At 59.2% G+C, this 13,077-nt stretch carries 12 protein-coding genes; all 12 read left to right on the forward strand.

Annotation, left to right across the window (positions count from 1 at the left end):
• The first annotated feature begins 27 nt into the window (after positions 1 to 27).
• The 12 genes from mnmA to nuoF all read left to right on the forward strand — a co-directional run bounded on the left by mnmA (position 28) and on the right by nuoF (position 13,061).
• Positions 28 to 1,152: a tRNA 2-thiouridine(34) synthase MnmA gene (gene mnmA, locus ACZRJ6_RS16650; RefSeq protein ID WP_463969465.1), complete on the forward strand. Its 1,125-nt coding sequence runs from the start codon at positions 28 to 30 to the stop codon at positions 1,150 to 1,152.
• The gene (hflD, locus tag ACZRJ6_RS16655; protein ID WP_017137510.1) at positions 1,149 to 1,772 is read left to right on the forward strand and encodes a high frequency lysogenization protein HflD; all 624 of its coding nucleotides are present in this window, start codon (positions 1,149 to 1,151) and stop codon (positions 1,770 to 1,772) included. Before mnmA ends, hflD begins: the two co-directional genes overlap by 4 nt.
• A gap of 126 nt (positions 1,773 to 1,898) precedes the next feature.
• Positions 1,899 to 3,269, forward strand: a complete 1,371-nt coding sequence (gene purB / locus ACZRJ6_RS16660; RefSeq protein WP_463969464.1) for an adenylosuccinate lyase — start codon at positions 1,899 to 1,901, stop codon at positions 3,267 to 3,269.
• 83 nt (positions 3,270 to 3,352) lie between these two features.
• Positions 3,353 to 4,519, forward strand: coding sequence for a ribosomal protein uL16 3-hydroxylase (locus tag ACZRJ6_RS16665; protein WP_463969463.1), 1,167 nt, complete (start codon positions 3,353 to 3,355; stop codon positions 4,517 to 4,519).
• Positions 4,512 to 4,934, forward strand: coding sequence for a GNAT family N-acetyltransferase (locus tag ACZRJ6_RS16670; RefSeq protein WP_463969462.1), 423 nt, complete (start codon positions 4,512 to 4,514; stop codon positions 4,932 to 4,934). Before ACZRJ6_RS16665 ends, ACZRJ6_RS16670 begins: the two co-directional genes overlap by 8 nt.
• A 145-nt stretch (positions 4,935 to 5,079) precedes the next feature.
• Positions 5,080 to 5,805, forward strand: coding sequence for a secretin N-terminal domain-containing protein (locus ACZRJ6_RS16675; RefSeq protein ID WP_463969461.1), 726 nt, complete (start codon positions 5,080 to 5,082; stop codon positions 5,803 to 5,805).
• Positions 5,806 to 6,287: 482 nt separating this feature from the next.
• Complete coding sequence (gene aceA / locus ACZRJ6_RS16680) at positions 6,288 to 7,613, forward strand: isocitrate lyase (protein WP_133100243.1); 1,326 nt, start codon at positions 6,288 to 6,290, stop codon at positions 7,611 to 7,613.
• 640 nt (positions 7,614 to 8,253) lie between these two features.
• Positions 8,254 to 8,667, forward strand: a complete 414-nt coding sequence (locus tag ACZRJ6_RS16685; protein ID WP_133100244.1) for an NADH-quinone oxidoreductase subunit A — start codon at positions 8,254 to 8,256, stop codon at positions 8,665 to 8,667.
• A gap of 10 nt (positions 8,668 to 8,677) precedes the next feature.
• Positions 8,678 to 9,352, forward strand: coding sequence for a NuoB/complex I 20 kDa subunit family protein (locus tag ACZRJ6_RS16690; protein ID WP_133100245.1), 675 nt, complete (start codon positions 8,678 to 8,680; stop codon positions 9,350 to 9,352).
• A 72-nt stretch (positions 9,353 to 9,424) separates the two neighbouring features.
• Positions 9,425 to 11,209: an NADH-quinone oxidoreductase subunit C/D gene (gene nuoC, locus ACZRJ6_RS16695; RefSeq protein ID WP_133100246.1), complete on the forward strand. Its 1,785-nt coding sequence runs from the start codon at positions 9,425 to 9,427 to the stop codon at positions 11,207 to 11,209.
• A 2-nt stretch (positions 11,210 to 11,211) separates the two neighbouring features.
• Positions 11,212 to 11,709, forward strand: coding sequence for an NADH-quinone oxidoreductase subunit NuoE (gene nuoE, locus ACZRJ6_RS16700; protein ID WP_149414138.1), 498 nt, complete (start codon positions 11,212 to 11,214; stop codon positions 11,707 to 11,709).
• The gene (gene nuoF, locus ACZRJ6_RS16705) at positions 11,706 to 13,061 is read left to right on the forward strand and encodes an NADH-quinone oxidoreductase subunit NuoF (protein ID WP_463969460.1); all 1,356 of its coding nucleotides are present in this window, start codon (positions 11,706 to 11,708) and stop codon (positions 13,059 to 13,061) included. Before nuoE ends, nuoF begins: the two co-directional genes overlap by 4 nt.
• The last annotated feature ends 16 nt before the right edge of the window (positions 13,062 to 13,077 follow it).

A 13,077-nucleotide genomic window follows, 5' to 3' on the forward strand; every position in this document is an offset into this window, starting at 1 on the left:
CTTTTTAAAGACACCCGTTGAAATCCTATGCGTGATCCAGCCCCTTCTGACACACAAAAGAAGCGCGTCATCGTCGGTATGTCCGGCGGCGTGGATTCTTCCGTTTCCGCCGTCCTGCTGATGGAGCAGGGTTATGAGGTGGAAGGCCTGTTCATGAAGAACTGGGAAGAAGACGATGGAACGGAATATTGCACCGCCATGGACGACCTGGCTGATGCCCAGGCCGTCTGCGACAAGATCGGCATCAAGCTGCACACCGCCAACTTTGCCGCCGAGTACTGGGACAACGTGTTCGAGCACTTCCTGGCCGAATACAAGGCCGGTCGCACGCCGAACCCGGACATCCTGTGTAACCGCGAGATCAAGTTCAAGGCGTTCCTTGACTACGCCATCATCCTCGGCGCTGACCTGATTGCGACTGGCCACTACGTGCGCCGCCGCGATGTAGACGGCCGCACCGAACTGCTCAAGGGCCTGGACTCGAACAAGGACCAGAGCTACTTCCTGCACGCTGTTGGCGGTGAACAAATCGCCAAGACGCTGTTCCCGGTCGGCGAACTGGAAAAGCCCGAAGTGCGCAAGATCGCCGAAAAACACGAACTGGCGACCGCCAAGAAGAAAGACTCCACCGGGATCTGCTTTATCGGCGAGCGCCGCTTCAGTGACTTCCTCAAGCAATACCTGCCAGCGCAACCGGGCGAGATCAAGACCACCGAAGGCGAAGTCATCGGCCAGCACCACGGCCTGATGTATCACACCATCGGCCAGCGCCAGGGCCTGGGCATTGGCGGCCTGAAAGACGCCAGTGACGAGCCGTGGTACGTGTTGATCAAGGACCTGGAGCACAACGAACTGATCGTTGGCCAGGGCAATGACCACCCGTACCTGTTCTCCCGCGCCCTGCTCGTCTCGGACATCTACTGGGTCAACCCGGTGGACCTGAGCACGCCGCGCCGCCTGACCGCCAAGGTGCGCTATCGCCAGAGCGACCAGCCGTGCACCCTGGAAAAAACCGCCAACGGCTACCGCGCCACCTTCGACGACCCGCAACGCGCGGTCACACCAGGGCAATCGGTGGTGTTCTATGACGCAGAGATTTGCCTGGGAGGCGGCGTGATTGAAGTCGCCGAACCCTGGAGCAGCAAGGCATGAGCCCGACCCAGGAGCAATTGACGGCATTGGGCGGCGTATTTCTTGCCGCCGTGCTGGTGGATAAAATCGCCAAGACCGGCCAGGTTACCGAAGCGGGCCTGACCTGCATGCTTGGCAGCCTGCTGATCCGCGACCCAAAAGACACCCTGGAAGTCTACGGCGGTGACGATCTGGCCCTGCGCGAAGGTTATCGCGCCCTGATCGGCGCCCTAGAGCGCGACCCAAGCACCCTGCAGCGCGAGCCACTGCGCTACGCCCTGTCGATGCTCGGCCTGGAGCGGCAACTGGCCAAGCGCGACGACCTGCTGGAAACCATCGGCAAGCGCCTGCCGCAGATTCAGTCCCAGGTCGAGCACTTCGGCCCGGCCCACGAAAATGTGATCGCAGCCTGTGGCGCGCTGTACCAGGACACCTTGAGCACTTTGCGCCAGCGCATCCAGGTCCACGGCGACATGCGCAACCTGCAACAACCGAACAACGCCTCGAAAATCCGCGCCCTGCTGTTGGCCGGTATTCGTTCGGCGCGGTTGTGGCGGCAATTGGGCGGTCATCGTTGGCAGTTGGTTATTAGCCGTCGCAAATTACTTAAAGAGCTTTACCCGTTGATGCGCAACGAATAAGTCGCAGATACAGGCCCCTTTTCACCTCGTTACGCGTAATACGCCGGTCAGTTGGCAGCGGGCCGGCGAATTTTTTCATGTATGATACGCGCCCCATTTCGTTGCCCGACTGTCCGAGAGCACCCCATGCAGCTTTCTTCGCTCACTGCGGTTTCCCCTGTTGACGGCCGCTACGCCGGCAAAACCCAGGCCCTGCGCCCTATTTTCAGCGAGTACGGGCTGATCCGTGCGCGCGTTCTGGTTGAAGTGCGCTGGCTCCAGCGCCTGGCTGCTCACCCTGCCATCAGCGAAGTGCCGGCGTTTTCAGCCGAAGCCAACGCTGTACTGAACACCCTGGCGGAAAACTTCTCTCTGGAGCACGCCGAGCGTGTCAAAGAGATCGAGCGCACCACCAACCACGACGTCAAAGCCATTGAGTACCTGCTCAAGGAACAAGCGGCCAAACTGCCAGAGCTGGCCCAGGTCAGCGAATTCATCCACTTTGCCTGCACCAGCGAGGACATCAACAACCTGTCCCACGCCCTGATGCTGCGTGAAGGCCGTGATGACATCATGCTGCCTCTAATGCGCCAGACCGCCGAAGCCATTCGTGAACTGGCTATCCGCTTTGCCGACGTGCCAATGCTGTCGCGCACTCACGGTCAACCGGCCTCGCCGACCACCCTGGGTAAAGAGCTGGCCAACGTGGTATACCGCCTGGAGCGTCAAATCGCTCAAGTCGCTGCTGTACCGCTGCTGGGCAAGATCAACGGCGCCGTCGGCAACTACAACGCACACATTTCTGCCTACCCTGAGATCGACTGGGAAGAAAACGCCCGCGCCTTCATCGAAGACGAGCTGGGCCTGGGCTTCAACCCCTACACCACGCAGATCGAGCCGCACGACTACATCGCCGAGCTGTTCGACGCCATTGCGCGCTTCAACACCATTCTGATCGACTTTGATCGCGATATCTGGGGCTACATCTCCCTGGGCTACTTCAAGCAGCGCACCATTGCCGGTGAAATCGGTTCGTCGACCATGCCCCACAAGGTCAACCCGATCGACTTCGAAAACTCCGAAGGCAACCTCGGTATCGCCAACGCCCTGTTCCAGCACCTGGCCAGCAAGTTGCCAATCTCCCGCTGGCAGCGCGACCTGACCGACTCCACCGTACTGCGCAACCTCGGCGTGGGCTTCGCTCATAGCGTGATCGCGTACGAAGCCAGCCTCAAAGGCATCAGCAAGCTGGAACTCAACGCGCAGAAAATTGCCGCTGAGCTGGACGCTTGCTGGGAAGTCCTGGCCGAGCCGATCCAGACCGTGATGCGTCGTTACAACATCGCAAACCCTTACGAGAAGCTCAAAGAGTTGACTCGCGGCAAGGGCATCACCTCCGACGCACTGCAAACGTTCATCGACGGCCTGGACATGCCAGCCGCCGCCAAGGCTGAGCTGAAACTGCTCACCCCGGCCAACTACATCGGCAACGCTGTGGCACAAGCAAAACGCATCTGATTGCTGCAAGACCCTTGAGACGCCCGGCAGCGCCGGGCGTTTTTATTCCCGTCTTAAAAGTATTTTTTTTCAATAGGTTACACATGAATCCTGATATTCCTCTTCAACTTCTGGGCGGCATCACTGCACGGGAATTCCTGCGCGACTACTGGCAGAAAAAACCACTGCTGATCCGCCAGGCCATTCCCGATTTCGAAAGCCCGATCGATGCCGATGAGTTGGCCGGTCTGGCCCTGGAAGAGGAAGTCGAGTCACGCCTGGTGATCGAGCACGGCGAGCGTCCGTGGGAGCTGCGTCGCGGCCCGTTCGCCGAAGATGCCTTCAGCGCCTTGCCCGAGCGTGACTGGACTCTGCTGGTACAGGCTGTCGACCAGTTCGTCCCGGAAGTTGCCGAGTTGCTGGAAAACTTCCGTTTCCTGCCGAGCTGGCGCATCGACGACGTAATGATCAGCTATGCCGCCCCTGGCGGTAGCGTTGGCCCGCACTTCGACAACTACGATGTGTTCCTGCTACAAGGCGCCGGCAAGCGCAACTGGAAAATCGGCCAGATGTGCGACTCCGAAAGCCCGCTGCTGCAGCACGCCGACCTGCGCATCCTCGCCAACTTCGACGCCACCGAAGAATGGGTGCTGGAGCCGGGAGACATGCTCTACCTGCCACCGCGTCTGGCCCACTGCGGTGTTGCCGTGGATGACTGCCTGACCTACTCGGTAGGCTTCCGCGCCCCGAGCGCCGCTGAAGTACTGACCCACTTCACCGACTTCCTCAGCCAGTACCTGCCGGATGAAGAGCGCTACACCGACGCCGACGCCCAGCCCGTGAGTGATCCGCACCAGATCCAGAGCGACGCCCTTGACCGCCTCAAGGGGCTGCTGGCCGAGCACATGAGCGACGAGCGCATGCTGCTGACCTGGTTCGGACAGTTCATGACCGAGCCGCGCTATCCAGAACTGGTAGTAGGCCCGGAACTGGAAGAAAACGACCTGCTGAGCAGCATGGAGCAGGGCGCCGTGCTGATTCGCAACCCAAGCGCACGCCTGGCATGGTCGGAAGTGGATGACGACCTGCTGCTATTCGCCAGTGGCCATAGCCGTCTGTTGCCGGGCAAGCTGCGGGACCTGTTGAAAATGGTTTGCGCCGCCGATTCGCTGCACGTCGACAACCTCGGCCCTTGGTTGGCGGATGAAGACGGCCGCGATCTGCTCTGTGAACTGGTCAAGCAAGGAAGCCTGGGGTTTGCCGATGAATAAGATTCGCGTACGTGTCGCGGACTGGCTAAAGGACAACGCCGAGATTCGGCGTATTCGTGAAGCGGTGTTTATCGCCGAACAATCAGTTCCGCCTGAGTTGGAATGGGATGCTGACGACGCTGGCGCAGTGCATTTCCTCGCGCTGGAAGGCGACTTTCCTGTCGGCACCGCCCGCTTGCTGCCCAGTGGCGAGATCGGCCGCGTGTCGGTCCTCAAGGACTGGCGCGGACTGAAGGTCGGCGATGCACTGATGGATGCGGTGATTGGTGAGGCCCAGAAGCGCGGCCAGGCCAAACAGATCCTTAGCGCCCAGGTTCATGCAGCGCCGTTTTATGAGCGGCTGGGCTTCAAGATTGTCAGCGAAGAGTTCCTGGAAGTCGGGATTCCTCATGTTGATATGGTGCGTGAGGGCTGATCCAAGCCTCTAAGCCCCAATAAGCAACACCACAAAATGCCCCGCTATCATGTCGATAGCGGGGCATTTTGCTATGGTGGCCCATCGCAGCCTCGTTTCACTCGACAGCGCCTACGGGCTTCATTTATTCGCAGAGATAACGGACATGTCCCTACGCACCCTACTCACCGCCCTGCTCCTGGCCACCAGTTTCTCGGTGATGGCCGCCACCGAAGTCGTGCCCCTGAGTAATCGCACCAGCGCCGACCTGCTGCCAGTGGCACAGAGCTTTATCGGCAAGGACGGCACCGTCAGCGCCTATGGCAATCAATTGATTGTCAACGCCGAGCCAGACAAGATCCAGGGCTTGCGCGCCCTCCTCGCGCAACTGGACATACCGTCCAAGCGCCTACTGATCACCGTCGACACTAACGAAAACAATCAGCAAACCAACAACCAAGTCATTACCTACAGCACTGAAAGCCGCGACGGCGGTATCCAGCAGATCCAGGCCAGCGAAGGCGTGCCGGCGTTGATCCAGGTGGGCCAGAGCGTGCCCCTCACCACAACCCAGCCCGACACCTACGGCCGCCCGCAAAACCAGACCCAATATCGCAACGTCACCCAGGGTTTCTACGTCACTGCCAGCGTCACCGGCGAAACCGTCCACCTGAGTATCAGCACCAATCGTGACCGCATGAGCCAGGAACGTCCCGATGTAGTGAACGTGCAAAGTGCCGACACAACCGTCAGCGGCCGCCTGGGCGAGTGGATCACCCTGGCCGGGATCAATCGTCAGACCCAGGCCGACAAACAGGGCGCAACCCGCACCTACTCGACTCAGGGCAGGGATGACCTGACCTTGCGGGTCAAAGTCGACACATTGAACTGAAGCACCGAAAACTGACTGATTAGTCGTCTTAGACTAAAGATGTAGTGCTTAAAAAAAAGCACTACAAAACATTTGACGATCCAAAAAAGCATGGGCATGATGGCCTCGCTCCCGCTAATCAGAGGCCCTGGCAAGGGCCTTCGGATCGCAGCTCTTAGCTACCCACTTGAGCCGATTCGTGTCTGTACCCGCCCACAAGGTGTGTTTGACGAGGTTGCGACTGGAACGAAGTTGTCCCGAGGGACGGAAGCTAACCAGGTAACCCGGCAATACACTGATGGATCGTACAAAGGCCCACGATGCCCGAAGACTGTTCTCGGTTCGCCTCTACCTGCTCACTTCCCCCTTGAGCCCATCGTTCATCCCGTCGCAGTCCCCGCCAAGCCTAAGCCTCTGGTTAGCGAGCAGCCACGCCCACGCACTGAATGCGCGGCTGGCAACAGGATTTTTCCACCCAGACCTATGCGACGAGGTTTATCTCCATGGCACTGACACGCGAACAGCAAATTGCAGCCCTCGAAAAAGATTGGGCTGAAAACCCACGCTGGAAAGGCGTGACACGCGCTTACTCCGCTGCTGACGTCGTCCGCCTGCGCGGCTCGGTTCAACCTGAGCACACCTTTGCAAGACTGGGCGCCGAGAAGCTGTGGAACCTGGTGACACAGGGCGCCAAGCCGTCCTTCCGTCCCGATAAAGATTTCGTCAACTGCATGGGCGCCCTGACCGGCGGCCAGGCTGTGCAACAAGTCAAGGCCGGTATCCAGGCGATCTACCTGTCTGGCTGGCAAGTGGCTGCGGACAACAACTCCGCAGAATCCATGTATCCAGACCAATCGCTGTACCCGGTGGACTCCGTACCAACTGTGGTCAAGCGCATCAACAACTCGTTCCGCCGCGCCGACCAGATCCAGTGGAAAGCCGGTAAAGGCCCGGGCGATGAAGGCTACATCGACTACTTCGCGCCAATCGTAGCTGACGCCGAAGCCGGCTTCGGCGGCGTACTGAACGCCTACGAGCTGATGAAGAGCATGATCGAGGCAGGCGCTGCCGGCGTTCACTTCGAAGACCAACTGGCTTCCGTGAAAAAATGCGGCCACATGGGCGGCAAGGTACTGGTTCCTACCCAGGAAGCCGTACAGAAGCTGACCGCTGCCCGTCTGGCGGCTGACGTTGCCGGTACACCGACCATCATCCTGGCCCGTACCGACGCCAACGCAGCAGACCTGCTGACTTCGGATTGCGACCCGTACGACCTGCCATTCGTAACTGGCGAACGCACCCAGGAAGGCTTCTACAAAGTACGCGCCGGCCTTGACCAGGCTATCGCTCGCGGCCTGGCCTACGCGCCGTACGCCGACCTGATCTGGTGCGAAACCGCCAAGCCAGACTTGGACGAAGCTCGTCGCTTTGCTGAAGCGATCAAGAAGGAATACCCGGACCAACTGCTGTCCTACAACTGCTCGCCTTCCTTCAACTGGAAGAAAAACCTGGACGACGCGACCATCGCCAAGTTCCAGCGCGAACTGTCCGCCATGGGCTACAAGCACCAGTTCATCACCCTGGCCGGCATTCACAACATGTGGCACAGCATGTTCAACCTGGCGCACGACTACGCCCGTAACGACATGACTGCCTACGTGAAGCTGCAGGAGCAGGAATTCGCTGATGCCTCCAAGGGTTACACCTTCGTGGCGCACCAGCAGGAAGTGGGCACTGGCTACTTCGACGACATGACCACCGTGATTCAGGGCGGCTCCTCGTCCGTGACCGCGCTGACCGGCTCGACCGAAGAAGAACAGTTCCACTGAGTAACCTGAGTACACGGCCATTGCGGACTCGATAAAAAGCTAACCGCAGTGCCGCACAATCTGACGCCCCGACTGGTTCGGGGCGTTTTTTTTTGCCTGCGAAAATCCCCCTGGCGCACCGAAGCTCAAATGTGTGGCTTGCTCATAAGTACCTACCCAACTTTTGATGGCTGTCGGATTCCCTGTGGCGAGCCCGACGCCCACTGGAAATACGCCCAGCGCCAGCACTTTCGCAAAACATTGATCTAGAGCGGTATTCGCTTTGGAAGATTCGGTTAAAAGATCCCCCTTACCAACTTGGGCCAAACGGGCAAGTAACAACAACTTCTCCCGCGGCACACCCAACACCCGTTTAAAACCCACACAAACGATAGTCATTATCATTTGTAGAGCAAAAACTTCATTACACGTTAAACAAAACATAATTGATGAAAATCAAGCTAATGCCCGTAGCGTCTGGGCTGCAGACCCACAAAGGTGCACTATGTCCTTATTCCATCGAATAAATTCGCTCTCGGAATTTTACTTGCCCGGTGTTTAGCCATAAAATCACCGCGGTTGATTGCTCTGCGACATATCGTCACTGCTTTATTTCTTTATCAAGCTCAGAGACCCTTGCTCTCTGTTAAGGATTACCAGCATGCCCGAAGCGACAGGACTCATGGCCCACAACTGGGGCTTTGCCATTTTCCTTTTGGGTGTCGTCGGCCTTTGCGCCTTCATGCTCGGTGTATCCAGCCTCCTGGGGTCAAAAGCCTGGGGTCGCAGCAAAAACGAACCGTTCGAGTCCGGCATGCTACCTACAGGTGGCGCCCGTTTGCGGTTCTCAGCCAAATTCTATCTGGTCGCGATGCTCTTCGTGATCTTCGATATCGAAGCCCTTTTTCTCTTTGCCTGGTCTGTGTCCGTCCGCGAAAGCGGCTGGACCGGATTCGTCGAAGCTCTCGTTTTCATAGCAATTCTGTTGGCAGGCCTTGTCTACCTATTTCGAGTGGGCGCCCTTGACTGGGCTCCGGAAGCTCGTCGCAAGCGGCAAGCGAAGCTGAAACAATGAGGCTTTGGCGATGCAATACAATCTCACCAGGATCAACCCGGATGCTCCTAACGAGCAGTACCCCATCGGCGAGCGGGAAACCGTTTCCGATCCGTTAGAAGACCAAGTCCACAAAAACATCTACATGGGCAAGCTGGAAGACGTGCTGAACGGCGCGGTCAACTGGGGGCGTAAAAACTCCCTGTGGCCGTACAACTTCGGCCTTTCCTGCTGCTACGTGGAAATGACCACCGCCTTCACGGCGCCCCACGACATCGCGCGCTTTGGCGCCGAAGTTATCCGGGCATCGCCGCGCCAGGCGGATTTCATGGTTATCGCCGGTACCTGCTTTATCAAGATGGCGCCGATCATTCAGCGTCTCTACGAGCAAATGCTCGAACCAAAGTGGGTTATCTCCATGGGTTCGTGCGCCAACTCCGGTGGCATGTACGACATCTACTCCGTTGTTCAGGGGGTGGACAAGTTCCTGCCCGTGGACGTCTACGTGCCTGGCTGCCCGCCCCGCCCTGAAGCATTTCTGCAAGGCTTGATGCTGTTGCAGGAATCGATTGGCAAGGAGCGTCGCCCACTTTCCTGGGTTGTCGGAGATCAAGGCGTATACCGCGCCGAGATGCCGTCACAAAAGGAACAGCGCCGCGAACAGCGTATTCAGGTCACCAACCTGCGCAGCCCCGACGAAGTCTGATCCAGAGCCGCTTCTTTTATAGAACGAAAACCTGGCTTCATTCTTTACGTTGACCGAAAGCGATAAAAAACCATGACTACAGGCAGTGCTCTGTACATCCCGCCTTACAAGGCAGACGACCAGGATGTGGTCGTCGAACTCAATAACCGTTTTGGCCCTGACGCCTTCACCGCCCAGGCCACGCGTACCGGTATGCCGGTGCTGTGGGTGGCGCGTGCCAAGCTTGTCGAAGTCCTGAGCTTCCTGCGCAACCTGCCCAAGCCGTACGTCATGCTCTATGACCTGCATGGCGTGGACGAGCGCCTGCGTACCAAGCGCCAGGGGCTGCCGAGCGGCGCCGACTTCACCGTGTTCTATCACCTGATGTCGCTGGAACGTAACAGCGACGTGATGATCAAGGTTGCCCTGTCCGAGAGCGACTTGAGCATTCCGACCGTGACCGGTATCTGGCCAAACGCCAACTGGTACGAGCGTGAAGTGTGGGACATGTTCGGCATCGATTTCCCCGGGCACCCGCACCTGTCGCGCATCATGATGCCGCCGACCTGGGAAGGTCACCCGCTGCGCAAGGACTTCCCTGCCCGCGCCACTGAATTCGATCCGTACAGCCTGACCCTGGCCAAGCAGCAGCTTGAAGAAGAAGCCGCACGCTTCCGTCCGGAAGACTGGGGCATGAAACGCTCCGGCACCAACGAGGACTACATGTTCCTCAACCTGGGCCCGAACCACCCTTCGGCTCACGGTGCCTTCCGCATCATTCTGCAACTGGACGGCGAAGAAATCGTCGACTGCGTGCCGGACGTTGGCTACCACCACCGTGGTGCCGAGAAGATGGCCGAGCGCCAGTCCTGGCACAGCTTCATCCCGTACACCGACCGTATCGATTACCTCGGCGGCGTGATGAACAACCTGCCGTACGTGCTCGCGGTCGAGAAGCTGGCCGGCATCAAGGTGCCGGACAAAGTCGACACCATCCGCATCATGATGGCCGAGTTCTTCCGGATCACCAGCCACCTGCTGTTCCTGGGTACCTATATCCAGGACGTTGGTGCGATGACGCCGGTGTTCTTCACCTTCACCGACCGCCAGAAGGCGTACACGGTGATCGAAGCCATCACCGGTTTCCGTCTGCACCCGGCCTGGTACCGCATCGGCGGCGTTGCGCATGACCTGCCGCGCGGCTGGGAAAAACTGGTGAAAGACTTCGTCGAGTGGCTACCAAAACGCCTCGACGAGTACCAGAAAGCCGCCCTGGACAACAGTATCCTCAAGGGTCGGACCATCGGCGTCGCTGCCTATAACACCAAAGAGGCCCTGGAATGGGGCGTCACGGGTGCCGGCCTGCGTTCCACCGGTTGTGATTTCGATCTGCGTAAAGCACGCCCGTACTCCGGCTACGAGAACTTCGAATTCGAAGTCCCGCTGGCGGCCAATGGTGATGCCTACGACCGTTGCATCGTGCGCGTCGAAGAGATGCGCCAGAGCATCAAAATCATCGACCAGTGCATGCGCAACATGCCGGAAGGCCCGTACAAGGCTGATCACCCGCTGACCACGCCGCCGCCTAAAGAGCGCACCCTGCAGCACATCGAAACCCTGATCACGCACTTCCTGCAAGTCTCGTGGGGCCCGGTGATGCCGGCCAACGAGTCCTTCCAGATGATTGAAGCGACCAAGGGTATCAACAGTTATTACCTGACGAGCGATGGCGGCACCATGAGCTACCGCACCCGGATTCGCACCCCAAGTTTCCCGCACCTGCAGCAGATCCCTTCGGTGATCAAAGGCAGCATGGTCTCGGACTTGATTGCGTACCTGGGTAGTATCGATTTCGTTATGGCCGACGTGGACCGCTAAGCATGAATAGCACGCTTATCCAGACAGACCGTTTCACCTTGAGTGAAACCGAACGCTCGGCCATTGAGCACGAGCTGCATCACTACGAAGACCCGCGCGCGGCGTCGATCGAAGCCTTGAAGATCGTCCAGAAGGAACGTGGCTGGGTGCCAGACGGCGCCATCTACGCCATCGGCGAGATACTGGGCATCCCCGCCAGCGACGTTGAAGGCGTGGCTACGTTCTACAGCCAGATCTTCCGCCAACCGGTGGGCCGCCACATCATTCGCGTGTGCGACAGCATGGTCTGCTATATCGGCGGCCACGAGTCCGTGGTCGGCGCAATCCAGAGCAAGCTGGGCATCGGCCTGGGCGAGACCACCGCTGACGGCCGGTTTACCCTGCTGCCGGTGTGCTGCCTGGGCAACTGCGACAAGGCGCCGGCGTTGATGATCGACGACGACACATTCGGTGACGTGCAAACTGCTGGCGTCGCCCAATTGCTCGAGGGCTACCCATGACCCTGACTTCCTTCGGTCCTGCCAACCGCATCAAGCGTTCGGCCGAGACTCACCCGCTGACCTGGCGCCTGCGTGACGATGGCGAAGCCGTTTGGCTCGACGAGTACCAGGCCAAGAACGGTTACGCTGCCGCGCGCAAAGCCTTTGCCGACATGGCCCAGGACGACATCGTCCAGACCGTGAAAGACGCAGGCCTGAAAGGCCGCGGCGGTGCAGGCTTCCCCACGGGTGTGAAGTGGGGCCTGATGCCCAAGGACGAATCCATCAACATCCGCTACCTGCTGTGCAACGCGGATGAAATGGAGCCCAACACCTGGAAAGACCGCATGCTGATGGAGCAACTGCCCCATCTGCTGATTGAAGGCATGCTGATCAGTGCCCGCGCGCTGAAAACCTACCGTGGCTACATCTTCCTGCGTGGCGAATACACCACCGCCGCCAAGCACTTGAACCGTGCAGTGGAAGAAGCCAAGGCAGCCGGCCTTTTGGGCAAGAACATCCTGGGCAGCGGTTTTGATTTCGAACTGATCGTCCACACCGGCGCAGGGCGTTACATCTGCGGTGAAGAAACCGCACTGATCAACTCCCTCGAAGGCCGCCGCGCCAACCCGCGCTCCAAGCCGCCCTTCCCTGCCGCCGTCGGTGTGTGGGGCAAGCCGACTTGCGTAAACAACGTTGAAACCCTCTGCAACGTGCCGGCGATCATTGCCGACGGTGTGGACTGGTACAAATCGTTGGCCCGCGAAGGCAGTGAAGACATGGGCACCAAGCTCATGGGCTTCTCCGGCAAGGTCAAGAACCCTGGCTTGTGGGAGTTGCCATTCGGCATCACCGGTCGCGAGTTGTTCGAAGACTACGCCGGCGGCATGCGCGACGGTTACACCCTCAAGGCCTGGCAGCCAGGCGGCGCCGGTACCGGTTTCCTGTTGCCCGAGCACCTGGACGCACAAATGTATGCCGGCGGCATCGCCAAGGTGGGCACCCGCATGGGTACCGGCCTGGCCATGGCGGTGGACGACAGCGTCAACATGGTCTCCTTGCTGCGCAACATGGAACAGTTCTTCTCCCGCGAATCCTGTGGCTTCTGCACGCCTTGCCGCGATGGTTTGCCATGGAGCGTCAAGCTCTTGATGGCCATCGAGAAAGGCGAAGGTCAGCCCGGTGATATCGAGACCCTGCTGGGTCTGGTCGGCTTCCTCGGCCCAGGCAAGACCTTCTGTGCTCACGCACCGGGCGCCGTGGAGCCATTGGGCAGCGCAATCAAATACTTCCGTTCGGAGTTCGAAGCCGGCATCGCGCCCACCAGCGCCGCCATCCCACCTCTGGCGAGGCCGATCGTAGTCGGCGCGTAACGCTTAACAAGGCGAA

The organism is Pseudomonas sp. C321, assembly GCF_055407105.1.